The organism is Colwellia psychrerythraea (assembly GCF_000764225.1).
Lineage (GTDB): Bacteria > Pseudomonadota > Gammaproteobacteria > Enterobacterales > Alteromonadaceae > Colwellia > Colwellia psychrerythraea_D.
Window position 1 is genome coordinate 163,444 of sequence record NZ_JQED01000017.1, and the last position, 22,531, is coordinate 185,974.

Genomic DNA, 22,531 nt, shown 5'->3' on the forward strand with positions numbered 1-22,531 from the left:
AAGGCGTTTTAGCCATAACAAACGGAGAATATGATGAGCGATAAAATTGTTCAGCTAACTGATGATAGTTTTGAAGCAGATGTATTAAAAGCATCAGGTTTAGTATTAGTTGATTTTTGGGCTGAATGGTGTGGTCCATGTAAAATGATTGCCCCTGTACTTGATGATATTGCCACAGAATACGATGGCAAAGTAACTGTTGGCAAATTAAACATCGATCAAAACTCAGCGACACCACCTAAATATGGTGTACGCGGTATTCCAACATTATTACTTTTTAAAGATGGTGAAATTGCTGACACTAAAGTGGGCGCACTATCGAAAACTCAATTAAAAGAGTTTTTAGATAAGAATTTGTAAGTATAAAATTAAAAGCCTGATAACTGATACTTAAGTTATCAGGCTTTTTTGTTTTACAGGTAAAATATTTACTTACATTTTTTTTTCTGGCTTTACCTAATCAAATTTTAGTGCTAAATTTACCACCTGAGTACAAAATAACATCGCTTTATCTCTATTCTCATTATAAAAAATATTAAAAACATACTAGTGTCGGCAATCGCCAAAGGCACTGTCACTTAAAATAGTTTAAGAAACCCCCTATGAACCTTACCGAACTGAAAGAAAAATCCATTAATGAATTGGTTGCGCTTGCCGCGACAATGAAGCTTGAAAACCTTGCTAGAACACGCAAACAAGACATAATTTTTGCTATTTTAAAAGCACATGCTGAAGGCGATAATGATATTTTCGGCGGCGGTGTTTTAGAGATTTTACAAGATGGTTTTGGTTTCTTACGCTCAGCAGATTCTTCATACTTAGCAGGGCCAGATGATATTTATGTATCACCGAGCCAAATTAGACGCTTTAGTATGCGCACAGGTGATACCATCCAAGGTAAAATTCGTTCACCGAAAAAAGGCGAACGTTACTTTGCCTTATTAAAAGTAACTGAAGTTAATTTTGACCGACCAGAAAATACTCGCAATAAGATTTTATTTGAAAACTTAACACCTATTCACCCAACAAACCGTTTATCAATGGCGCGTGGCAATGGTTCAACTGAAGATATCACTGCACGTGTTTTAGATTTAGCCTCACCAATAGGTAAAGGACAACGTGGTTTAATCGTTGCGCCACCAAAAGCAGGTAAAACGCTTCTACTTCAAAACATTGCCCAAAGTATCGCGCATAATCATCCAGACGCTGAATTAATGGTATTGTTAATTGATGAACGTCCAGAAGAAGTAACTGAAATGCAACGCCTTGTGAAAGGTGAAGTTATCGCATCAACGTTCGATGAACCTGCCAGTCGTCATGTACAAGTGGCTGAGATGGTGATTGAAAAAGCAAAACGTTTAGTTGAACACAAAAAAGACGTGGTTATTTTACTTGATTCAATTACCCGTTTAGCGCGTGCTTATAACACAGTAATACCATCATCAGGTAAAATCCTAACAGGTGGTGTTGATGCTAATGCTCTGCATCGTCCAAAACGTTTCTTTGGTGCAGCTCGAAATATTGAAGAAGGCGGTAGTTTGACTATTATTGCTACAGCCTTAGTGGAAACTGGCTCTAAAATGGATGAAGTTATCTACGAAGAATTCAAAGGTACAGGTAATATGGAATTACACCTGTCACGTAAAATTTCTGAAAAACGTGTTTTCCCTGCTATAAACATTAACCGCAGTGGTACACGTCGTGAAGAGCTTATTACTAAACCTGATGAATTACAAAAAATGTGGATTTTACGTAAGATAGTTCATGAAATGGATGAAATAGGTTCAATTGAATTCCTAATCGACAAACTTGCCATGACCAAAACTAACGATGAGTTTTTTGATTCAATGAAGCGTAAATAATCGCGGCATTAATTGAATAACCTTAATTGATGAAAACCAGTCTAATGACTGGTTTTTTTATTTTACCTCTTCCTGGTAACTTATATGAAATATAGTGATTTAAGAGACTTTATTAGTCAGCTTGAGAAAATAGGCCAACTTAAACGTATTACTCAGCCGATATCGACTTATTTAACAATGACAGAGATCAGTGATAGAACACTGAGAGCTAAAGGGCCTGCATTGCTTTTTGAAAATGTTGTCAATGAAAATGGCGAATCTTATGGTATGCCAGTACTTACTAATCTTTTTGGTACTCCTGACCGAGTCGCTTTAGCTATGGGCCAAAAAGATGTCAGCGCTTTACGCGATGTTGGCAAGTTGTTAGCTATGTTAAAAGAGCCTGAGCCCCCAAAAGGTTTTCGTGATGCTTTAGGTAAGATACCTGTATATAAGCAGGTATTGAATATGCCGGTAAAGGTCATTAAAAAGCCTTTATGTCAGCAAATTGTACTCACAGGTGATGATGTTGATCTAACTAAATTGCCTATACAAAATTGCTGGCCTGGCGATGTAGCGCCACTGATTACTTGGGGATTAACGGTTACCAGAGGCCCACATAAAGAACGTCAAAATCTCGGTATTTATCGACAACAAGTTCTTGATAAAAACAAAGTTATTATGAGGTGGTTATCACATCGTGGTGGTGCTATTGATTTTCAAGAGTTTAAAAAAGAAAATCCGGGTGAAAAATATCCGGTTTCCGTCGCTTTAGGCGCAGACCCTGCCACTATTTTAGGTGCGGTAACACCGGTACCAGATACGCTCTCTGAGTACGCATTTGCCGGTTTATTGCGTGGTGCAAAAACTGAGGTAGCTAAATCAATCAGTAATGATTTAGAAGTTCCAGCTACAGCAGAGATTATTTTAGAAGGTTATTTAGATCCTGATGAAATGGCACCAGAGGGACCTTATGGTGATCATACGGGGTATTATAATGAAGTAGATAACTTTCCCGTTATGACGGTGACGCATATCACTATGCGTAAAGAGGCTATCTATCACAGTACCTATACCGGAAGACCGCCTGATGAACCTGCAATTTTAGGCGTTGCCCTTAATGAGGTCTTTGTTCCTATTTTACAAAAGCAATTTCCTGAGATTCAGGACTTCTATTTACCGCCTGAAGGTTGCTCATATCGGTTAGCTGTTGTGACGATTAAAAAACAATATGCGGGTCATGCAAAGCGCGTAATGATGGGAGTATGGTCGTTTTTACGACAATTCATGTATACCAAGTTCGTGATAGTATGTGATGATGATGTTAATGCCAGAAATTGGGAAGATGTTATCTGGGCAATGACCACGCGTATGGACCCGAGTCGCGATACTGTTTTAATAGAAAATACGCCAATCGATTATCTTGATTTTGCATCTCCTGTCTCCGGCCTCGGCTCTAAAATGGGCATGGATGCAACCAATAAGTGGCCTGGTGAAACAGATCGTGAGTGGGGCGAACCCATTGAGATGACCCAGGAAATAAAAAACCAAGTTGATGAACTTTGGGATGAATTAGATATTTTATAAACATGCTAGTGAAGCTTGCTATCTAATAAAATACAAATTTCGGTGAGCTTAAGCTAACTCAATAATTACTGAAATCCTGCATTTTGTTTTATAACGGGTATATAATTAAATACACTAGCAATTTTAGCGTATACCAAGCGGATTCATTCTTGCTAAGTGACCACCAAATTAGCCCGATTAGTCGTATTACTTATTGGCACAATGAATTAGGTTACTGACGAGAAATCACTAATAAAGTAGAAAAGGTTAAAAAATGAAAACAGTTAGTTGTCAAATACAGTCGTTATCATCGTTAACGCCTCATGTTTATAAAGTACTATTAAAACCTGATGAGAAGGTTGATTTTATTGCTGGTCAATATTTGAACTTTATTATGAGCGATGAGGATAAGCGTCCGTTTTCAATTGCTAGTTCACCAAATAGCGAGTTAATTGAACTTCAAATAGGTGCTTTTGTTGCTGATAGTTATCCTATGCAAGTGATTGAGTGTATTAAGGCTAGCCATACCAGTGGTGAGGCGGTAACCATTGAAATTCCTTTAGGTCATGCGCAATTACGTACTGAGAGTGAACGACCATTATTACTACTTGCTGGTGGTACTGGATTTTCTTATATCAAATCGATGTTTGAATATTTAGCAGAGCAAAAGTCGCAACGTCATATCATGGTCTACTGGGGATTACGTGAAGAAAGCGCTGTCTATGAACTAGAAAAAACGATTGCTACTATTGGTGAGCTTCCTTACGCCAATTTTATTCCAGTGATTGAGAATATTAATGAAGCGAATGAAAATCCATGGCAAGGAAAGACTGGCTTAGTTCATCAAGCAGCTATGCATGATATTGTCAGTTTTGAACCCTATGATATCTACTTGGCGGGACGGTTTGATATGGTTGGCGCTATTCGTAGTGACTTTGTTGAACATGGTGCGTTATTAGAGCACATGTATGCAGATGCCTTTGCTTTCATTTAGTGATTAAGGGCCAACAAAAAACACGTTAATGAGTTATCATTGACGTGTTTTTTTATCTACAATAGCAAGTCTGTAAATATGACTTTTTAACAAATACTGTAACTCTATCAACTCTCATTAAATCCTGCTTCAGTTAAATTTAACTGAGCGATAGCAATCACTGCTTGTGTGCGATTTCGAACGTCTAGTTTTCTAAAGATAGCCGTCGCATGTGCTTTGATTGTCGCTTCTGATACATTCAAATCATAAGCGATTTGTTTATTTAGCATACCTTGTGCGAACATCATTAATATTCGATATTGCTGTTGAGTTAAACTAGCAACGCGTTCAGCAATTTCACTGTCGTTGTTATCCTGTTGCTTTTGTTCAAAAGAATCAGGTAACCAAGTACCTCCAGACAAGACAGCCACAATAGCAGAGTAGATGTCATCAACGGGAGTCGATTTTGGTACAAAACCAGCGGCACCGTATGACATTGCCTTGCTAATAGTGTCATGATCTTCATGAGCAGATACGATAACTACCGGAATTTGTGGGAAGTGATTTCGAACATGGATTAGCGTATTAAAGCCATGAGCGCCTGGAATATTGAGATCGAGTAAGAGTAAATCACTATCGCTATTGTTTGCGAGTTGTTGTTCAAGCTCTTCTATTGTTTGCGCTTCAAGCCACACGGTATAAGTTAGTTTGGCCTTTAATGTCCCTAATAAAGCTTGTCTAAATAAGGGATGATCGTCAGCTATTATTATTTTTTCTGGCTGAATCATAACAAGTATCCTAAGGAAAGATTACTCCATTCTAACGGAAAAATTTTTAATAACAAAGCTTAGTTGTCAATAGTTAGTATAGTCTGTTAAAACATAAAGTTGTAATGCTTCTTATTAACTTTATATCCATTGGAAATGCGAAGAGTGGTTGATCTTTCAGATGCAAAAGTTTTTTGAATGGGCGAGTATTAATTCATGAGAAAATTGTTTGATATTAATTTATAGACAATATCTGTTAACAGAAACGAGGCTCTTTGCGCGTGCCTATCACCAGCACATAAATTTATCGGATTATTATCAGGTTGTAAGGCGCTTGTTTTAAGATTGGTAATTGATTACTTTAGTTATCAATTACCAATCTTTAGCCATCTATTTTTTTGGAATATTAGCTAATACAGTCACTAACAATTGCCAATATTGCTCAACAGTTGAGATTTCAATTTTTTCATCTGGCGAGTGAGGAAATTTAATTGTTGGTCCTATAGATACCATATCCCAATGCGGGTAGGCAGTCTTGAATAAGCCACACTCTAAACCAGCATGGATTACCATTACCTCAGGTACTTTATGAAATATACTTTCGTAAGTATCTCGTACAGTCTGCATTATTGCTGAATCAGTATTAGGCTTCCAGCCCGGATAAGCACCTGAAAAAACAACGCTGGCGCCGGCAAGTTCAAAGACAGATTGTACCATTCTTTCAGTTTCTAAACGGCCATCGTCATGCAAGCTACGTATTAATACCATGGCATTAAGTTTGCTGCCACGGGTATGGATAACCCCTAGGTTTAGTGATGTTTCAACAATGCCTTCAATATCATCGCTCATACGAATGACGCCATTAGGGCATGCATTTAGCGCGCGTAAAATTGCAGCTTGTGTTGAGTTCGTCCAACATTGCTCGAAGTCTTCAGGTGAAATCAATAACATATCGATATCGGTTTCAATGGCCGCTAAATTAGCACTGATAGTGGTAAGATAGTCAGCTAATGCTGCTTTTAATGCGTCGACTTTCTCTTTTGCAACAACAAAACTAGCGTTAGCTTCTCGTGGAATTGCATTACGTAAACTGCCACCATTTAGCTCTGTAAGCCTAATATCAAAATCAATGCTGGCATTTAATAAGAATCGTACTAATAACTTGTTTGCATTGGCGCGTCCAGTATGAATATCAACACCAGAATGCCCCCCTTTTAGACCCGATATAGATAAATTAAACGCTTGATAATTGCTAGGTACATCTTCAAGGGTCAGTGTAAAGGTAGCATTACCATCAATGCCACCAGCACAACCCATATAAACTTCACCTTCTTGTTCTGAATCGGTGTTAATCAATATATCGCCATCAAGCCAGCCAGCTTCTAAGCCAAAAGCGCCAGTCATCCCAGCTTCTTCATCAATAGTTACTAGTACTTCTAATGGACCGTGCGGAATATCATCACTCGCTAAAACAGCTAATGCTGAAGCTAAGCCTACGCCATTATCTGCGCCTAATGTTGTGCCTTCTGCTGTTACCCAGTCGCCAGAATCGATAATATAAGGTTTAATGGGGTCGGTTATAAAGTCATGGTCAGTGTCATTATTTTTCTGCGGCACCATATCCATATGTGCTTGCAAAATTATGCCTTTACGATCTTCCATGCCAGCGGTTGCTGGTTTCTTAATAAATAAATTGCCTACCGCATCTTCTTTAATAGCTAAGCCAAGCTCTTGAGCCCAGTCTTGGATCCATAAAGATATTTTTTGTTCATGTTTAGATGGGTGTGGAATACTGCAAATTTTTTCAAATAATTGCCATAAACTGGCAGGCTTTAACTGTGAGAGAGTACTCATTATTTTCCTCTGGTTTGTAATTTGTTGACTATAAATAGTATATACCCGTTATCAATCAAGATGCATGTTTCAGAGTGTTTGAGCTAGTTCAATTGAAGCCACATTGTAAATGATTGCTGCCGCTCGTTAGATGATTATGGGAATTACTTGTTGGCCATCAAAAATTGCCACTGTTCATTAAAGTCTGTACTTGGCTTTTTACTGTAGCCAGATCGAACATATTGACTGATTTTGCCTTCAGCGAAAGACACTAATAAACTCGCTAACGCTGCTTCATTAATGGTAAAGGTTTTACCTTCACGTAGTTTTCGTTCACGCAATACTTGCTTAAATTGAGATTCTAACTTTTCAAAAAGCTGGTGAACTCTGCCGCGTAGTCGTTCATTTTCACCCATCAATGCATCTCCCGCTAATATACGGCACATACCAGGGTTGCGTTCTGCAAAAACTAATAAAACGTGTAATATGTGATGGCAACGAACGAGCGCTTCTTTATGGTCGGCTAGAATTAAATTAATTCGTGAAAAAATGGATTCTTCAATAAAGTCGATTAAACCTTCAAACATACGCGCTTTTGATGGGAAGTGTCGATACAAGGCGGCTTCTGAAAAGCCAACTTCTGCAGCTAGCTTCGCGGTAGTGATACGCTGCCCAGGACAGTTTTGTAACATTAACGCTAAGGATTCTAATATTTGGTGTTTACGGTTTGGCTTTGGGGTTTTATTTTGTGTTGCGACCATATAAAAATATTCTCTACTGTGATTGTTTTATCCATCAAGTCTAAAAAGTAAATTTAATTACCTTATTTCTCAGTGTTTTTGGCTAAGTAATGCTGATTGATTAAAGATACTAGCTGTTTAGCAACAATTTGCTTATTGGCTAGCGGTATTTCAATTTTATCTATCGCACTATAAAGGGTTAACGCATTATCATCACTGTTAAACCCCTGACCGGCCTTAGCAACATCATTCGCAGCAATTAAATCCAAGTTTTTACGCATTAACTTGCCACGTGCATAGTGTTCAACATTTTGCGTTTCTGCCGCAAAACCGACGATAAAAGGTTTATGGGCTGATTTTGCAACATCGGCAACGATATCATGGTTCTTAACGAGTGCTATTTGCATATGTTCATTATCTTTTTTGATTTTCTCATCAGCAATATTGGCAACTCGATAATCAGCTACAGCTGCACAGGCTACAAAAGTGGTTGCCTGTGAAACATAAGTTAACGCTTGTTGATGCATTTGCTCGGCACTAGTCACTTGGACCAGCTCACAGCCTGCGGGAGCTGGTATATTAACGGGGCCAGAAATTAACGTTACTTGAGCGCCAGCACGCAATGCGGCATGAGCAATGGCATAGCCCATTTTTCCTGAGCTATGATTTGATATATAACGAACGGGATCTATTGCTTCACGTGTTGGTCCTGCAGTAATCACCCAATGCTGACCTTGTAAATATTTGTCGACAAAAAAATCACTACTTAAAGTTACTAATTCATCAACTTCTAACATACGGCCTAAACCGACATCACCACAAGCTTGTTCACCAGCACCTGGGCCCCAAATATGAAACCCCCATTGCTTTAATGTGGTGATGTTAGCTTGCGTTGCTTTGGCATGCCACATTTGCTGATTCATTGCAGGAGCTATGGCAATTGGTGCGCTGGTCGCTAAGCATAACGTTGAAAGTAAATCATTCGCCATGCCAGCAGTAATGCGGGCGATAATATCGGCAGTAGCGGGCGCGACAATAATTAAATCTGCCCATTTAGCCAGTTCAATATGTCCCATAGACAATTCGGCTTGGCTATCTAGTAAGCTATCTGAAACGTGGTTGCCCGAGACTGCTTGAAGAGTTAACGGTGTAATAAAAGCTTTTGCGCCGTCGGTCATTACCACACGTACATCTGCGCCTTGGTCTTTAAGTCGACGCACTAATTCTGGTGTTTTGTAGGCAGCGATACCACCTGTAATACCCAATACTATTTTTTTGTCCTGAAGAATTTGCATAAGCTGCTAATATTAAAGTAAACAATATGGTCGATAAGATAACATTTATTAGCTTTATTTAGAAATAAGAGTTGCTAAAAAAGCAAGGTTGCTTAGCGCAAAAATGTAAAGCAAGGATGCACTTATGTTAAAAGAGTCAAGGCTCAAAGAATCCAGGTTAAATGAATCAACGTTAAAGAATAATGCCCTAAAAAACTGGCCAGAAATGGAAAGGCCACGAGAGAAATTGCTCAATTTAGGCTCTTCAAGCTTAAGTGATGCTGAATTATTGGCTATATTTTTACGTACAGGTGTAAAAGGTAGTAATGTGGTCGATCTTGCGAGGCAATTATTGAGTAGTTTCGGCAGCCTTAGCGCCATATTTTCGGCCAGTCAGCAAGATTTTTGTGCAAGACATGGGCTCGGAACAGCAAAATATGTGCAATTGCAAGCTTGTTTAGAAATGTCTAAACGTTACTTGGCAGAAGAAATCAAAGAAAAAACTTGTACCCTCAGCTCCTCACAGGCAACAAGAGATTATTTACTTAGTGAGTTGCGTTTAGAGAGCCGAGAAATATTTGCGGTACTGTTTTTAGATAATCAGCATAGAGTTTTAATATTCGAACGATTATTCTTTGGTACCCTTAACGCTGCAGCAGTCTACCCTCGAGTTGTGGTAGAACAAGCACTCAAACATCATGCTGCAGCCGTCATTTTAACCCACAACCATCCCTCAGGTATTGCTGAAGCAAGCCTTGCTGATAAACACATAACAGATAAATTAATTCAAGCACTACAATTGATTGATGTGCGTGTATTGGACCATATTATTGTCGCAGGTCATCAATGTTATTCTTTTGCTGAGCACAATCAACTTTCCTGATATTGCAGATTATAAGTTTGAATATTTGCTAAAAATAGGAAAGGCAATTACTTTTATAAAGACTCTGGTGCAAATAAGAAGAGAAGGATCATCTGATGACCGATAGCAGTAAAAATGTAACGGACCGACGTAAATCGTTTCGTTTAGATATGGAAAAAGAGTTGGTAGATATTCTTTGGACTGATGAAAAAGGTCAAGAGCAGCATAAGAAAATTGCTTGTATAGACTTTGCTCGTGGTGGATTAAAATTAGAATGCGATCAAAACATACCGGTTGATACCTCCGTAACCGTGGTATTTCAATCAGCAAATGATAGTAGTCAAAGACTTTACAGTAAAGTGCTTCGAAGTATCAAACAAGAAAATGGCTGGTTTGAAATAGGGCTAGCGCTAGATAAAGGTGCTCAATAAGCTAAATAGATATTAGGCTTGTTGAGGTAAAAGCATTTTCCTATATGTGGACTACAATTATCACGGCAAGGTGTTATTTATATTGTGGTAAAGGACGGTATTAAACATGATGATATTAGTGGGTGGCGAAAAAGGTGGCAGTGGTAAAAGCTGCTTGGCTCAGAATTTAGCGGTATATTTCGCCAGAAATAAAAAAGCAATTGTTTTAATGGTTGATTGTGATCCGCAAAGAACAACATCTGATTGGATACAAGTCAGAAATAGTGACCCTTCACTACCGGCAATTAATTGCATTCAATTGTATGGAAAGATTCGTAATGACTTACTGAGTTTAGTGCAACATTATGATTTTGTTATTGTCGATTGTGGTGGTCAAGATAATCTAGCTTTGCGGGCAGCCATGTCAGTTGCAGATCATGTAATTATCCCCTTAAGGCCTAAAAGACGTGATTTGAAAACGGTACCCCATATGGAAGATATGCTCAGTACTTGCAAAATGGTAAACCCAAAAATGATAGCTTCTTTTGTTATTACACAATGCCCAGCGTTACCAAACCAAATAGGACGAATTCTTGAAGCGAAAGAGGTCTGTAGATCTTATGGTATTAATGTCTTAGATGCCATAACCTATAATCGAAATATTTATGATGATAGCGAAGAGCAAGGTTCTTCTGTTATTGAAATTGACCCAGCGGGTAAGGCTGCCAATGAAATGATGTCTATTGCTGAAGAAATATTGGCGATGGAACCGGATAATTCACATGAGTTTAACTGATTTAAAGAAAACCAAAGATCACAGAATAAAAAAGAAAAAATTTACCGTTGATGAGTTTATTTCTGATGCTGAAAATTACGCAAAAGGTATGCCTAAAATTGTTAGTGAAATCTCGAACAGTGAACAGCTAGGTCATAAAATTAGCCTGAAACAAGCGATTAGTGAAGCTAAGCGTTATGTTGAATTAACTGAAATGGAGCATCAGCAAGCGAGTAAGAGCAAAGTAGGTGATAAGGGGAGGGTTGCTAAACCCTTTAGACGGGCAACTTTTACCCTTAGTGAAGAAGCGATAGAGCAGCTTCAAGCTTTATCTGAAGATTCAGACTTAGCTAAATCACATATATTGCGCATTCTCATTGATGAGTTATGTAATAAAGAACAAAATGAAAAGCTGCAGAAATTATTGCAATCTGGAATTGGTTAACTTTAATAGATTTGTTGGCTTTTCACCCATGAAGAAGACAAAATTCAATCGAAAATTTAGATTTTCAATACGTTTTATCCTTATATTATCCACTTAACTGCATGAATTTTTTTAACAAATATACTTTCTTTAGTATTTTTTTATAAAGACTAGTATTCGTTATTCAGTTTCTCTATAATATGCCACCTTTTTCAGGATCCCGAGACGACGGTCTTGGGGAACAAATAGCTCGAGCTGAAATTAATATTGGAGTACTCACATGTCTAAAATTTGCCAAGTAACAGGCAAAGTGCCAATGGTTGGAAACAACCGTTCTCACGCAAGAAACGCGACTCGTCGTCGTTTTTTACCTAACCTTCAATCTCACCGTTTTTGGGTTGAGAGTGAAAATCGTTTCGTTAAATTACGTTTAACTCCGAAAGGAATGCGTATTATCGATAAAAAAGGTATTGATGTAGTCTTATCTGACATCCGTGCCCGTGGCGAAAAAGTTTAATAACTTTATTTTAAGGAAATTATTATGCGCGATAAAATTCGTTTAGTTTCTAGTGCTGGTACTGGTCATTTTTATACTACTGATAAGAATAAAAAGACTATGCCTGAAAAAATGGAAATCAAAAAGTTTGATCCAACCATTCGCAAGCACGTAATCTATAAAGAAGCTAAAATTAAGTAATTAGTTTTGTTTCTAAAAAAAACCCGGTTTACCGGGTTTTTTTATGCCTGAAAAATAGTGTTATACCAATTCCACTAAATTCATTTCCATCTCAGTGCTGAATCAGACTAGTTATCACAAACAAATTTGTGCAATTATTGCTTGGCTGACAAGCTCTCAAGGGGAGCTTAAAAGGCTACACGCTATGGCATTAATTTTGATAAGGGAATAAGCATTTTATTCAACAACTACATTGTCTCTGAGCCTCTTAATTCTCACTGAGTGGCAGGCAATGTCATGGGGTTAGTATTGAGTACATATGTTTGAATGCTATGGCAGTTATTCGCGCTATTCAATGAAAAGTTCAGTATGATATAGCCGTTACCGATTAAGATGCATGTATTAGAGAGCTGGAGCAATGTAAACTGCTACAGAAATCTTGCACTTTGCATGGTAAAGGGGACGTATATATTAGGCTTATTGGAATTATTTAAATGAAATTATCTCGCACCGGATGGAACAACGTCATTATTTTTTCAGTGATGATTATTATCATATTGATCAATGCGACAAACGATAAGCTGTTTCCGAACGAAGAAAGCAGTACTAATGGTGAGCGATTAATTCTGCCGCAACATAGTGTTATTTTAACGTTATCGATTGACTTATCAGAGAAGCAGTACGTGTTATTAGAACGTGTTGGTCGTACTTGGCAGCTAACTACCAAAGGCATAACATTAGAGAAAACAGAACAGCAAATTGAGCAGATGATGTATGCTTGGCAACAGAGTAGTGGTCTAGTGCAGGCAGCTGAAATTATGATTGATAGTGCTCAAGGTATTTCCGTGAACATTGCATTAGCAGGAGAGTCAGAAGTGAGGACTTTCATTTTATACCCGTTAGATGATCAGTTGTTAGTATATCAGCAAAAAGATAAGCTATGGTTAGCGCTACCTGCAACGTTAGCCCAACAGCTGTTACCTGTTAATTTGTATGGTCTCAATGAATAAGTGACGCTTACTTTTAGTATTCAGAAGAAGAAATTATGCCAGAATTGCCCGAAGTAGAAGTGTGCCGCTTAGGTATTAGTCCTCATGTGATTGCTCAAGAAGTCAGTGAGGTCATTATTCGTAATGGACGCTTACGTTGGCCTATTCCTGATGAAGTCTGTTCTGTTGTGGGTTTACCAGTACTCAAAGTTGAGCGACGGGCAAAGTATTTGTTGTTACGCTTTTCGATAGGAACACTATTATTGCATTTAGGCATGTCTGGTACTATTAGGGTCATTGCAAAAGATACACCGGTGGCTAAACATGACCACTTTGATTTAGTTTTTAAGCATGGTGAGAGTCTACGGTTAAATGACCCTCGGCGCTTTGGTGCAGTTCTCTGGTTAGCAAATGATCAAGATGAACTTGGTTTATTAACTAAACTGGGACCCGAGCCATTGAGTGATGGCTTTTCTGAAGGTTACTTGTTTAATAAGGCAAAAAATCGCAATGTCCCTATCAAGACTTTTTTAATGAATAACCGAGTAGTTGTGGGGGTTGGCAATATTTATGCTAACGAAGCATTGTTCCAAGCAGGTATCTTACCGACAGCGAAAGCAAAGGATATCAATGAACAACGGATGAATAATTTAACGACTATTATCAAAAAAGTATTGGCTTCTGCTATTACTCAAGGCGGAACTACACTTAAGGATTTTACTCAAGCTGATGGTCGCCCAGGTTATTTTGCCCAATCTCTTATGGTCTATGGTCGGGCAGGTGAAGCATGTGTGGTGTGTCAAACAAAATTACAGGAGATTAGACAGTCTAACCGCAGCTCTGTTTTTTGCCCTAGTTGCCAACAAGATTAACTGTTGGTTTTATCAAGGGCGGCTTTTACTACAGGATGAACAAACTGGCCAACGTCTCCTTGGTGAAGGGCAACTTCTTTTACTAAGGTTGATGAAATAAATGAATTCTCTTCTGCCGGCGTTAGAAATACGCTTTCAAGTTCAGATGATAAGCGACGATTCATGTTGGCTAATTGAAATTCATATTCAAAATCAGAGACAGCGCGTAAACCACGAATAAGGACTTTAGCTTGGTATTGCTTAGCAAAATCGACCAATAAACCACTAAACCCAACAACCGTTACGTTTGTTAGATCCTGAGTGACTTGCTCAAGCATGGCAACTCGTTGCTCTAAATCAAAGCGAGGTTTTTTACTGGGGCTAGAAGCCACACCAATAATTACCTCACTAAATAATTTGCTGGCACGAACGATTAGGTCACTATGGCCATTCGTTACGGGATCAAAAGTACCTGGATATATAGCTCTTATCATCATTTTTTACTGTATTTTCTAACGGTTGATATTGGTCATTGTAATGGGATAAGCAACGAAGTGACAAGTCTTTATGCTTCCAATTTTGTTGCTAAGCCATCGAGAATCAACAAAATTGAAAAGTTAATCACATAAAAAAGCAAAAAAGACTAAAGTATTTACTCAAAACACTTTATATATACTGAATTTTGATAGTATTATTGTGCTAGTTTTAATCAAATTAAATTAAGAAGTAGCTGCATGAAAACCCGCGATAAAATAATCCAAGCCAGTATTGAATTATTTAATGAGCAAGGAGAGCGTAATGTTACCACCAATCATATCGCTGCTCACTTAGCCATTAGCCCTGGTAATCTGTATTATCATTTCCGTAATAAAGAAGACATTATTTTATCTATTTACGAAGAGTATGCACGTAGCTTGCTATTAGAGACTTTGCCAAAGGTGTCCTCAGAAGTGAAACCATTAGATTCACTGGTTTTGTATATGGATTCTGTTTTTCAAACCACCATGAAATTTCGTTTCTTCTATAGTAATTTACCTGTGTTATTGGATAAAAACCCGATCTTGCGGGAAAAATATGTCGAAGTACAACAGTCTATTTCAGAGCGTGTTGGTCAACTGCTGATTTCATTAAGAGCTGCTGATTATATTGACTTCAGTGATGATGAGTTAGCTGATATTGTGAGTATATTACGTCTTATTAATACTTTCTGGGTTAGTTTTCATCAAACTCAGACGATAGTAAATGAAGTGAATGATTCAGTTTTCTACCAAGGTGTACTTAAAATATTAGTGATTTTACGTCCTTATACCAAAGCGCATGCAATTAGTGAGCTGAATCATGCTCGTGATGTTTATCAACAAAGATATCGTGAAGAAGCAGAAATAGCTTAATTGTAGTTATGCTGTTATTTTGAATTGAAAGTTATCAGGTTTTTCATAACCTTGACTGACACTGAAGTAATAGCTTTCAATACGCTGTGCGCGCTGTAGAACCTCGTTTGTTTGTACGGACTTTATACTTAGGTTTGAGGCTAGTTTTTGATCCGATGAGTCAGAAATCACAGCCTCTTGTGCGGTTAATGTTTGATTAATTAATGCATCAAACTCATTAATCTTATCATGATGGTTTTCATATGCAGAAGTAACATTTGTCTTTTTATTCAGGCTTTTATCTGCGAAACTTGATTGTTCGACTGCATTATCTTTAAGTGCTAATAACTCTGATTGCGCCGTGAGTATATTTTGTGCTGCGCTAGCTGCTACCCTTGTATCTTGTGCTGATGGGTTCGTTGGTGCCATTGCTGCCGCGTGTATTTTTTGCATCTTGATTATGGTTGCTTGAGGGTCGCCTGCAACGACACTTAAGTCGACTGCAACTTCCCCATCCGTTGCATATTTTTTCCCATCAGGCCCTATTTCAAAAGTATATGAAGGAGACCCTGTGGCAGCACCGCCTGCCGTTGCATGTGCTAACTCATGAGCTCTTACTTCTTTATCTCTTTGCTGTAACTGAGTAATTATTTTTTCATTAGTGCTAACTTGCTGAGTACTTTCATCCCCTTTATCATTCTCAGAGGAGTTACTGCTGGCATTAGTAGCCTGATCTTCCTGCTTTTGTTGAGAGTGGCCTTGTTGGTCATCTTTTGAGCTTTCTTGCTCAGAAATAGAACTAGCTGCAAGTTCCGCCTGTTTTCTCAAAGTAGCAAAATCTACTTCTTCATTAGTTTGCGCGGGTGTACGGGCTCTATCTTTGTCTGACGCGACGCCTTTTTCAGCTACGGAAGGGTGAGTCGCAGTAACTTGAGTAATGATTTCTCGTTGATGGTTCTCACGACGCAAGCCTTCCGTTGGTGGATTGACCACTGTGGCTAAGGGTAAGCTTGCTGTGTGAGGGGTAATGTTCATAAGGAGATATTAATTACCTAATAAGCTTAAGCAGTTACATCAATTAGGGTGCCAAGTGAATCATCAGCACTTTTAATAACTTCTGTCGAAGCTTTTGCTTGGAATTCAGCCACTTTCAAATTGACAATTGCTTGGTTTAAATCAGGTAACTCTGCATGGCTATTTGCATTATTTATTTCAGTATTAACCTCGATATTGTCGGCAGAATTATTTTGTGGTTCATTACTAGAAGTCGTACTGGCGACAATATCGGCAGCAGCTTGATCCGCTGTTGCTCTGGCACTTTGTAAACCTTGCAAGCCTGAATTTATTGCAGAAGGTATTTCCACAGGTAAGCCTCTTTTACTTATCAACTAGGTTGATTAATTATTAATCTAAATGGTTGGAAAGTAAAGGCGAAATTACCCCAACATAGTCCAATGCTTATTTATGATATTACTTGAAGTGTGAATCAAGCCAAGCGACTAATACCTGATGAAAATTTGTAAGGTGAGAAATAAATGGCGCATGGGAAGCTTGCTCAAATAAATAGTGATCACTATCGGGTGCTAAGTGATTAATCTGTTCGATGACACCTTTGGGGACTAAGCTATCATTATGTCCGTATAAGCGTAAAAAAGGCTGTTTGATAGTCGATAAATGCTGTCTCAAATCACACTGACTTAATAGGGCTAATGAATCCGCCAGAATTTTCTGGCTCGGCAGCGCATGTGCCATCACTAATTGAGTGATCAGCTTTAAATCCTGTCGGATATGAGGACTGCCCATTGCCTGGATTTTTAAAAAACCGCTGATTGTTTTTGCAGTATCTTGAGCTAATTGCTGATGAAAGCTTGCTAATACATTTTCTTTTATACCTGGCCAATTATTGTCGGTTTGTTCAACAAAATAAGGGCTACTGGCAACACTAATTAATGCCAGTACTTTTTCTGGGTACTTAAGAGACATTTCTGTTGCGACTAAACCACCTAATGACCAGCCAAGATAGATAGCTGGTTGATCAATTACTTGATCAATATAGTAGCAAATATCTATTAAAGAGTATGACTCTATATCTACAGAACTATTGATACCAAAGCCAGGTAAGTCAATCGTAATTAGTTGGTAGTTATTCTCATTATTTTCCTGGAATAAGTCTAATAACGGTTGCCAAACGCCTGAGTTCAACCCCCAACCATGAAGAAGTACGATAGGAATTATATTTTTATTGAGTGAATTGCTTGGAGGAAATGTGGAAATTGTTAAGCTTTTTGCCATGCTTATTACTGCACTATAAAAATCAGACCGATAGTGTATCTCAAATTTGGTCATAGCAAAAGGCAAGTGATATGGCATGGAAGCTAGAGTTAAACACGTTTAAGCGTTACTTCATTGATACCTTCAAAAATATTAGTTGCTGTGATTTGTGTGGTGCAAACGTCAATACTAGTTACCTATTGGGTTATTCGTTGTCACAGGCGCTTGTTTGTCAATCTTGTATCAATGATTTGCCCTATTTCAACCAAAACTTGATTACAGGTAACCTACTCAGTTGGCCTGCGATTCATCGTGCTTTACCCAATATCTACTTTGACAATCTCTTTGCACTGTCACCTTATATTTATCCCTTTAATAAATGGTTAGCCCAAATGAAATATTTAGGGCGTTTTGAGTTAGCCGATTTATTCAGCTCCCTGCTTTGCGCACAATGGCAAGCAAGTGTTATAAACCAAGCAATTTCTCCTATTGATATCGTATTATCAGTGCCCTTGCATGTGAAAAAATGGCAGACTCGTGGTTATAACCAAGCACACCTTATTGCCAAATCATTTGCCAGCGAATTGTCATTACCTTATGACGAAAACATGCTAATAAGAATAAAAAACAATGACAGTCAAATGGGGAAAACAGGTAGTCAGCGACGTAAAAATTTAGCCAATGCCTTTGTGCTACGAAGTGGGCTGGCAAGTCACGTCAAACATGTTTTACTCGTTGATGATGTTGTGACAACAGGCACCACAGCAAGTGAGATAAGCAAAATATTAAAACAAAATGGTGTTAAAACCGTTACCTTAGTAACGGTTTGTTTAGCCTTACCTAATAGGACGAAGCATGTTGTCGCTGTTAGTTAACTATTTGACACATTATTTAAGTGGAGCTGAAAATGCTTTACTGAAAAATAAACTGTTCGCGAGTAACTTTGCACTCCCATGCCAATAGCCTCTAAATGTGAGTACTTCTGTTGTTGCTATCACTCGGCCTTTGCCAAAGTTATGAGCAACAATAGCTGCATTATGCGCTAACCGGTTGACTAAGTTTTTGTCGGTATAGCCACTCATCAAAGGAGATGGAGTATATTTTGCTATGGTCACAAATGGTTTTTGTGGATGCTCCATAATCAAATTACTATTACGAAACATTGGTAATAAGTTTTGCTGGTAGCCATAAGCTAATGGGTGACTAGTATCTAATTCAACCTGGAAAATTGCCCCTGCAATACGTTTACGACTAGCGAGTGCATTTCTATCTTCATAGTTGAGGTTTTCATGATCAAATAATTGATTAATCTGCTCCTGCGTGACAAACCTCGCCTGTAGAATTTCTTGCTTTGCTAACCAAAGCGCAGCGCGCTTTTGACTAATGACTACGCCGCCCTGTTTAACCCAAGCTTTGATTTTCTTCACGGTATCATCGGCAACATGCTGGTAATCACCATCGACGAGAATGAGATGGCTATAGTCTGACAAGTCGACTCGTTTTAATTGGTTATGGTCGATAATTGACAATGGAATATTGAGTGTTTCATCCAGATAGAAGCGCACCTCGCCTGCTTCATATTGTGATATACCTGCGCCGCCTAATAAAAGTGTTTTAGCCTTACTGATTGGTTTTAATGAGCTACTGCCAATATCAACACCTTTCATGGTTAAACCGGTACTAATACGGCTTAATTTTATCCCTGCTCTATTACTGGCAGCAATTAAATGCTCTTGCCATTTTTCATTTTCTTGGATGCCAGTAGGGATAATTATACTGCCTGTTTTAAAATGCTTTGTTTCACCATTGATCAAGCTAGAGAAAGGCTTAGTCGATACTTTTGCTTTGATATTACGACTGAGAAGACTATTAAGTAACTTTGGTGCTAAAAAGTGATGCCATTCGAAAATGTAACCGTAAGCTGATTTGTTTTCATTATTTTCATTGAACCCCGCAGGACCGTTCCAAGCTTGTTTTGCCACTTTTAGTCTGCGAGTTCGGTTTACCTGAATAGATTCAATATTCATTGCTAACGGCATTGTCCAGCCTGAAACATCATAAAAAGTATTATCTTTAAAGTGAGTTTGTTGGTTAAATAAGGCTTGAATTAGTCGAAATTGAGGTTGTGCAAGAGGCACATAATAACTGTTATCTTTTTGGTACTCTCGATCTTCAAATTCGAAGTTGGCGGTGAGCGGAAACACCTGAATTTTATGCTGTGTTAGTTTTGACAACAAGGCATTGAGACGAAAGTTATCTTTGCTTTCGTGTAATAAATAACCTGAGAAATCTTCGTTTTTAGCGAGTTTTTTACTTTGCTGATAAAAATTACTTCGATATTGCTTCAATTTTTCTTTATTTTTCCACGCACCATGGATGGTAGAAAGTGATGTAGTGACATGATTTTCTATACTAAATTCTAATGTCAGCAAACCATTGATTGTGTCTTGTTGCATTCCTCTTGCGCTTGCTTGTTCGAACAATATGCCAATGCTGCCATTTATGTCAGGATAAGTTGAACCTTTGCCATAGTAAAAGTCATCAAAGTTCTCTTCGCTATAATAAAGGCGATTTTGTTTATCCAGTGCTGAAGCATGAAACTTTGCCAGTGTGGTCGTTAATTCAACATTTCTTTTCGGTGTCAGTGGGTGGGTGCGGCTTTGGATGCCCGGTTGGAAAAAGTAACTGCTGTTATGGCCCATTTCATGAAAATCACCGACCACATGGGGCTGGTATTGGTGAAAGTATTTTAATCGATGCTGGCTTTCTTGTTGGGATAGCAATAACCAATCGCGGTTTAAGTCAAACCAAAAATGATTGGTGCGCCCCGTTACCCAACTCTGGTGATGTTCTATATGATTAGCGTCGCTATTGTTACTTGAATTGCGATAAGTGCTCACCCAATTAACAAATCTATCCATACCATCAGGATTAATACTCGGTTCTATCACTATCACGGTATTGGCAAGCATTTCAGTTAGTTTTTCATCCGTGCTAGCTGCTAAATAATAAGCAACTATCATGGCTGCATTTGCTCCACTTATTTCATCGCCATGTACGCTGTAACCTAACCAAATAACTAAAGGGGCATTGTCAGATTTTTGCTTTTCAAGTTGACTTGTCTTTAGAGAAACCTTTTGAGATAAAATATCTCGCTCACTGAGGATACTCGATAAGTTGGCTAAATTTTCAGGGCTAGAAATAGTTACCAGTAACTGATCTCTTTGTTGAGCCGTTTTCCCCATCGAGGTAATCTTAATTCGTTCTGAATCTTGGGCTAACTGATAAAAATAATTTTTTAATTGATCATGTCGAACATGACGTTGACCGATTTCAAATCCTAAGCTGTCACTTGGTAGAGTAATTTTTTTATTAAATTGGCTATCTGCAGGCAAGTAATCTTGTGCTGGCATGGCAATAATCGTGCAAGCGAAGAGCAGAGAAATGGATAAAATTATAAATCGAAACAGTAACATCTAGGTGGCCTCTATATTTGACTTCTATAAAGTATCAAACAAAAGCGTAAAAATCATTAGCACATAATTAAATTGCAGCGTAAAATAGTCATACTTGAGTAAAACAGTCAGGTACTTTTTAATTGATTTCTTTAACGTAATTTTAAAGTTATAAAAGTAACCGAGAGCAAAGAGAGCTATAACTATGATCAGTATTTCAGAAAATGCTCAGAAGCATTTTATAAAATTACTTTCGCAACAAGCTGAAGGTACCCATATTCGCGTTTTTGTTGTAAATCCTGGCACAGCGAAAGCTGAGTGTGGCGTGTCATATTGTCCGCCTGACGCAGTTGAAGCAGATGATATTCAACTGCCATTTGATGGCTTTTCAGCTATGGTTGATGCCGATAGTAAAGGCTTTTTAGAAGACGCTGAAATTGATTTTACCACAGATCAAATGGGCTCACAGCTTACACTGAAAGCGCCAAATGCTAAGTTACGTAAAGTTGCTGATGATGCGCCACTATTTGAACGCGTTCATTATTTCTTACAAGCTGAAGTTAACCCTCAGTTAGCAGGTCATGGCGGTGAATGTACCTTAGTGGAAATTACCGACGATGGTTATGCCGTATTACAATTTGGCGGCGGCTGTAATGGTTGTGCACAAATTGATGTCACCGTAAAAGATGGCATTGAAAAGCAATTAATTGAACTAATGGCTGGCGAAATTGTTGGCGTTAAAGATGCGACTGAACATGAGCGTGGTGATCATTCGTATTACTAAGATTTAGCTTTATAACTAAGTTTATATGATTAAGTTACTCGAAAAAATAGGCCAAAATCCACAATACAGTTTAACACTGTTTTTACGTGGGCTTGGCCTTTTTGTTATGGGTTTGCTCTTTATTGCCTTAGGATATTTCTATCATCATTTATGGCAAATTGTTGGCATTATTATATTGGCTATCGCTTGCCTATTGGCTGCATGGGGTTATCTGGGGATTTTTGCTAACCGCTGGTTAAATATTCTTTATCGCACCCGACCCGTTAATAAGCGTTCAACCGAGAAAAATTCACATTAAATGCCCTCAATAACTACTTTTATAAAACAATATTGGCTTTTCATTACGGTTTTTTTACTTACCGCTATCGCCACTTTATCGTTATGGCCCGCCGAATCTTTACCCCAAGTTCCGGGTAGTGATAAAACTCACCACTTTATCTCCTATGGTGCTTTAATGTTCCCGGTGGCATTGCGAAAACCTAAATACTGGATATGGATTACATTCGGTTTTGCTGGCTTTAGTGGCGCTATTGAATTGATTCAGCCTTATGTTAATCGTTATGGGGAATGGCTTGATATGGCGGCAAATGTTGCAGGTTTAGCTTGCGGTATCATACTCGCAAAGATTATTGAGTATCTCTTCTTGAGTAACACTAAGTAACACTTGATT

26 protein-coding genes are annotated in these 22,531 nt (G+C 38.2%); 17 read left to right on the plus strand and 9 right to left on the minus strand.

Features of this window, described 5'->3' with window-relative positions:
- The first annotated feature begins 33 nt into the window (after window positions 1-33).
- The 4 genes from trxA (at window position 34) to fre (ending at window position 4,401) form a co-directional block, all read left to right on the plus strand.
- The gene (gene trxA / locus ND2E_RS11990; protein ID WP_011041050.1) at window positions 34-360 is read left to right on the plus strand and encodes a thioredoxin TrxA; all 327 of its coding nucleotides are present in this window, start codon (window positions 34-36) and stop codon (window positions 358-360) included.
- A gap of 242 nt (window positions 361-602) precedes the next feature.
- Window positions 603-1,862, plus strand: a complete 1,260-nt coding sequence (gene rho / locus ND2E_RS11985) for a transcription termination factor Rho (protein WP_033093641.1) — start codon at window positions 603-605, stop codon at window positions 1,860-1,862.
- 84 nt (window positions 1,863-1,946) lie between these two features.
- Window positions 1,947-3,428 carry a 4-hydroxy-3-polyprenylbenzoate decarboxylase gene (gene ubiD, locus ND2E_RS11980; protein WP_033093642.1) on the plus strand — a complete coding sequence of 494 codons (1,482 nt, stop codon included), beginning with the start codon at window positions 1,947-1,949 and terminating at the stop codon, window positions 3,426-3,428.
- A gap of 253 nt (window positions 3,429-3,681) precedes the next feature.
- Window positions 3,682-4,401 carry an NAD(P)H-flavin reductase gene (gene fre, locus ND2E_RS11975; RefSeq protein ID WP_033093643.1) on the plus strand — a complete coding sequence of 240 codons (720 nt, stop codon included), beginning with the start codon at window positions 3,682-3,684 and terminating at the stop codon, window positions 4,399-4,401.
- A 107-nt stretch (window positions 4,402-4,508) separates the two neighbouring features.
- Here fre and ND2E_RS11970 read toward each other — a convergent pair whose 3' ends face one another.
- From ND2E_RS11970 to coaBC, 4 genes are all read right to left on the minus strand, one after another.
- Complete coding sequence (locus tag ND2E_RS11970) at window positions 4,509-5,168, minus strand: response regulator transcription factor (RefSeq protein WP_033093644.1); 660 nt, start codon at window positions 5,166-5,168, stop codon at window positions 4,509-4,511.
- 369 nt (window positions 5,169-5,537) lie between these two features.
- Window positions 5,538-7,001 carry an aminoacyl-histidine dipeptidase gene (locus ND2E_RS11965; protein WP_033093645.1) on the minus strand — a complete coding sequence of 488 codons (1,464 nt, stop codon included), beginning with the start codon at window positions 6,999-7,001 and terminating at the stop codon, window positions 5,538-5,540.
- 143 nt (window positions 7,002-7,144) lie between these two features.
- On the minus strand, window positions 7,145-7,741 hold the full coding sequence (gene slmA / locus ND2E_RS11960) for a nucleoid occlusion factor SlmA (RefSeq protein WP_033093646.1): 597 nt from the start codon (window positions 7,739-7,741) through the stop codon (window positions 7,145-7,147).
- Between the two features lie 62 nt (window positions 7,742-7,803).
- Window positions 7,804-9,015, minus strand: a complete 1,212-nt coding sequence (coaBC, locus tag ND2E_RS11955) for a bifunctional phosphopantothenoylcysteine decarboxylase/phosphopantothenate--cysteine ligase CoaBC (protein WP_033093647.1) — start codon at window positions 9,013-9,015, stop codon at window positions 7,804-7,806.
- A gap of 124 nt (window positions 9,016-9,139) precedes the next feature.
- Here coaBC and radC point away from each other — a divergent pair, with 124 nt between their 5' ends.
- The 8 genes from radC to mutM all read left to right on the plus strand — a co-directional run bounded on the left by radC (window position 9,140) and on the right by mutM (window position 14,002).
- Window positions 9,140-9,877 (plus strand): RadC family protein, encoded by a 738-nt coding sequence (gene radC / locus ND2E_RS11950; protein WP_081962026.1) that lies wholly within the window; start codon window positions 9,140-9,142, stop codon window positions 9,875-9,877.
- Between the two features lie 95 nt (window positions 9,878-9,972).
- Window positions 9,973-10,287, plus strand: coding sequence for a PilZ domain-containing protein (locus ND2E_RS11945; RefSeq protein ID WP_033093648.1), 315 nt, complete (start codon window positions 9,973-9,975; stop codon window positions 10,285-10,287).
- Window positions 10,288-10,393: 106 nt separating this feature from the next.
- Window positions 10,394-11,062: an AAA family ATPase gene (locus tag ND2E_RS11940; protein WP_033093649.1), complete on the plus strand. Its 669-nt coding sequence runs from the start codon at window positions 10,394-10,396 to the stop codon at window positions 11,060-11,062.
- Window positions 11,049-11,486, plus strand: coding sequence for a hypothetical protein (locus ND2E_RS11935; protein WP_033093650.1), 438 nt, complete (start codon window positions 11,049-11,051; stop codon window positions 11,484-11,486). The genes ND2E_RS11940 and ND2E_RS11935 overlap by 14 nt, the downstream gene beginning before the upstream one ends.
- Window positions 11,487-11,745: 259 nt before the next feature.
- Entirely contained in the window at window positions 11,746-11,982 is a 237-nt protein-coding gene (gene rpmB / locus ND2E_RS11930; protein ID WP_033093651.1) for a 50S ribosomal protein L28, read from the plus strand.
- Between the two features lie 24 nt (window positions 11,983-12,006).
- Window positions 12,007-12,162: a 50S ribosomal protein L33 gene (gene rpmG / locus ND2E_RS11925; RefSeq protein ID WP_011041084.1), complete on the plus strand. Its 156-nt coding sequence runs from the start codon at window positions 12,007-12,009 to the stop codon at window positions 12,160-12,162.
- A 473-nt stretch (window positions 12,163-12,635) separates the two neighbouring features.
- Window positions 12,636-13,151, plus strand: coding sequence for a hypothetical protein (locus tag ND2E_RS11920; RefSeq protein ID WP_033093652.1), 516 nt, complete (start codon window positions 12,636-12,638; stop codon window positions 13,149-13,151).
- A 35-nt stretch (window positions 13,152-13,186) separates the two neighbouring features.
- On the plus strand, window positions 13,187-14,002 hold the full coding sequence (gene mutM / locus ND2E_RS11915; protein ID WP_033093653.1) for a bifunctional DNA-formamidopyrimidine glycosylase/DNA-(apurinic or apyrimidinic site) lyase: 816 nt from the start codon (window positions 13,187-13,189) through the stop codon (window positions 14,000-14,002).
- Here the strand turns inward: mutM and coaD are convergent.
- Window positions 13,999-14,478, minus strand: a complete 480-nt coding sequence (gene coaD / locus ND2E_RS11910; RefSeq protein WP_033093654.1) for a pantetheine-phosphate adenylyltransferase — start codon at window positions 14,476-14,478, stop codon at window positions 13,999-14,001. The genes mutM and coaD overlap by 4 nt on opposite strands.
- Before the next feature lie 237 nt (window positions 14,479-14,715).
- Between coaD and ND2E_RS11905 the strand changes: the two genes are divergently transcribed.
- Window positions 14,716-15,372 carry a TetR/AcrR family transcriptional regulator gene (locus tag ND2E_RS11905; RefSeq protein ID WP_033093655.1) on the plus strand — a complete coding sequence of 219 codons (657 nt, stop codon included), beginning with the start codon at window positions 14,716-14,718 and terminating at the stop codon, window positions 15,370-15,372.
- A gap of 6 nt (window positions 15,373-15,378) precedes the next feature.
- On the opposite strand, the gene ND2E_RS11900 is transcribed toward ND2E_RS11905, so the two are convergent.
- The 3 genes from ND2E_RS11900 to bioH all read right to left on the minus strand — a co-directional run bounded on the left by ND2E_RS11900 (window position 15,379) and on the right by bioH (window position 17,643).
- Entirely contained in the window at window positions 15,379-16,386 is a 1,008-nt protein-coding gene (locus tag ND2E_RS11900) for a putative metalloprotease CJM1_0395 family protein (protein WP_033093656.1), read from the minus strand.
- Window positions 16,387-16,412: 26 nt separating this feature from the next.
- Window positions 16,413-16,715 (minus strand): hypothetical protein, encoded by a 303-nt coding sequence (locus ND2E_RS11895; protein WP_033093657.1) that lies wholly within the window; start codon window positions 16,713-16,715, stop codon window positions 16,413-16,415.
- Window positions 16,716-16,821: 106 nt separating this feature from the next.
- Entirely contained in the window at window positions 16,822-17,643 is an 822-nt protein-coding gene (gene bioH / locus ND2E_RS11890; RefSeq protein WP_033093758.1) for a pimeloyl-ACP methyl ester esterase BioH, read from the minus strand.
- Between the two features lie 71 nt (window positions 17,644-17,714).
- Here bioH and ND2E_RS11885 point away from each other — a divergent pair, with 71 nt between their 5' ends.
- Window positions 17,715-18,497: a ComF family protein gene (locus ND2E_RS11885; protein WP_033093658.1), complete on the plus strand. Its 783-nt coding sequence runs from the start codon at window positions 17,715-17,717 to the stop codon at window positions 18,495-18,497.
- A gap of 12 nt (window positions 18,498-18,509) precedes the next feature.
- Here ND2E_RS11885 and ND2E_RS11880 read toward each other — a convergent pair whose 3' ends face one another.
- Window positions 18,510-21,098 carry a M14 family metallopeptidase gene (locus ND2E_RS11880; RefSeq protein WP_052056463.1) on the minus strand — a complete coding sequence of 863 codons (2,589 nt, stop codon included), beginning with the start codon at window positions 21,096-21,098 and terminating at the stop codon, window positions 18,510-18,512.
- Window positions 21,099-21,282: 184 nt separating this feature from the next.
- Here ND2E_RS11880 and nfuA point away from each other — a divergent pair, with 184 nt between their 5' ends.
- The 3 genes from nfuA to ND2E_RS11865 are packed head-to-tail and all read left to right on the plus strand — an operon-like array spanning window position 21,283 to window position 22,522.
- Window positions 21,283-21,861, plus strand: a complete 579-nt coding sequence (gene nfuA, locus ND2E_RS11875; protein WP_033093659.1) for a Fe-S biogenesis protein NfuA — start codon at window positions 21,283-21,285, stop codon at window positions 21,859-21,861.
- A 25-nt stretch (window positions 21,862-21,886) separates the two neighbouring features.
- A complete protein-coding gene (locus ND2E_RS11870) occupies window positions 21,887-22,159 on the plus strand; it encodes a hypothetical protein (protein WP_033093660.1) in 273 nt (90 codons plus the stop codon).
- The gene (locus tag ND2E_RS11865; RefSeq protein WP_033093661.1) at window positions 22,160-22,522 is read left to right on the plus strand and encodes a VanZ family protein; all 363 of its coding nucleotides are present in this window, start codon (window positions 22,160-22,162) and stop codon (window positions 22,520-22,522) included.
- Window positions 22,523-22,531 lie beyond the last annotated feature (9 nt).

Bases quoted from the DNA above. Each gene is read 5' to 3' on its own strand.
- ND2E_RS11920 (WP_033093652.1), top strand. From the start codon at position 12,636: ATGAAATTATCTCGCACCGGATGGAACAACGTCATTATTTTTTCAGTG.
- ND2E_RS11945 (WP_033093648.1), top strand. From the start codon at position 9,973: ATGACCGATAGCAGTAAAAATGTAACGGACCGACGTAAATCGTTTCGT.
- bioH (WP_033093758.1), bottom strand. From the start codon at position 17,643: ATGGCAAAAAGCTTAACAATTTCCACATTTCCTCCAAGCAATTCACTC.
- trxA (WP_011041050.1), top strand. From the start codon at position 34: ATGAGCGATAAAATTGTTCAGCTAACTGATGATAGTTTTGAAGCAGAT.
- radC (WP_081962026.1), top strand. From the start codon at position 9,140: ATGTTAAAAGAGTCAAGGCTCAAAGAATCCAGGTTAAATGAATCAACG.
- ND2E_RS11900 (WP_033093656.1), bottom strand. From the start codon at position 16,386: ATGAACATTACCCCTCACACAGCAAGCTTACCCTTAGCCACAGTGGTC.
- ND2E_RS11905 (WP_033093655.1), top strand. From the start codon at position 14,716: ATGAAAACCCGCGATAAAATAATCCAAGCCAGTATTGAATTATTTAAT.
- ND2E_RS11865 (WP_033093661.1), top strand. From the start codon at position 22,160: ATGCCCTCAATAACTACTTTTATAAAACAATATTGGCTTTTCATTACG.
- nfuA (WP_033093659.1), top strand. From the start codon at position 21,283: ATGATCAGTATTTCAGAAAATGCTCAGAAGCATTTTATAAAATTACTT.
- ND2E_RS11940 (WP_033093649.1), top strand. From the start codon at position 10,394: ATGATGATATTAGTGGGTGGCGAAAAAGGTGGCAGTGGTAAAAGCTGC.
- ubiD (WP_033093642.1), top strand. From the start codon at position 1,947: ATGAAATATAGTGATTTAAGAGACTTTATTAGTCAGCTTGAGAAAATA.
- ND2E_RS11885 (WP_033093658.1), top strand. From the start codon at position 17,715: ATGGCATGGAAGCTAGAGTTAAACACGTTTAAGCGTTACTTCATTGAT.
- ND2E_RS11965 (WP_033093645.1), bottom strand. From the start codon at position 7,001: ATGAGTACTCTCTCACAGTTAAAGCCTGCCAGTTTATGGCAATTATTT.
- fre (WP_033093643.1), top strand. From the start codon at position 3,682: ATGAAAACAGTTAGTTGTCAAATACAGTCGTTATCATCGTTAACGCCT.
- ND2E_RS11880 (WP_052056463.1), bottom strand. From the start codon at position 21,098: ATGTTACTGTTTCGATTTATAATTTTATCCATTTCTCTGCTCTTCGCT.
- ND2E_RS11870 (WP_033093660.1), top strand. From the start codon at position 21,887: ATGATTAAGTTACTCGAAAAAATAGGCCAAAATCCACAATACAGTTTA.
- mutM (WP_033093653.1), top strand. From the start codon at position 13,187: ATGCCAGAATTGCCCGAAGTAGAAGTGTGCCGCTTAGGTATTAGTCCT.
- ND2E_RS11935 (WP_033093650.1), top strand. From the start codon at position 11,049: ATGAGTTTAACTGATTTAAAGAAAACCAAAGATCACAGAATAAAAAAG.
- coaD (WP_033093654.1), bottom strand. From the start codon at position 14,478: ATGATGATAAGAGCTATATATCCAGGTACTTTTGATCCCGTAACGAAT.
- slmA (WP_033093646.1), bottom strand. From the start codon at position 7,741: ATGGTCGCAACACAAAATAAAACCCCAAAGCCAAACCGTAAACACCAA.
- ND2E_RS11970 (WP_033093644.1), bottom strand. From the start codon at position 5,168: ATGATTCAGCCAGAAAAAATAATAATAGCTGACGATCATCCCTTATTT.
- coaBC (WP_033093647.1), bottom strand. From the start codon at position 9,015: ATGCAAATTCTTCAGGACAAAAAAATAGTATTGGGTATTACAGGTGGT.
- rpmB (WP_033093651.1), top strand. From the start codon at position 11,746: ATGTCTAAAATTTGCCAAGTAACAGGCAAAGTGCCAATGGTTGGAAAC.
- rho (WP_033093641.1), top strand. From the start codon at position 603: ATGAACCTTACCGAACTGAAAGAAAAATCCATTAATGAATTGGTTGCG.
- rpmG (WP_011041084.1), top strand. From the start codon at position 12,007: ATGCGCGATAAAATTCGTTTAGTTTCTAGTGCTGGTACTGGTCATTTT.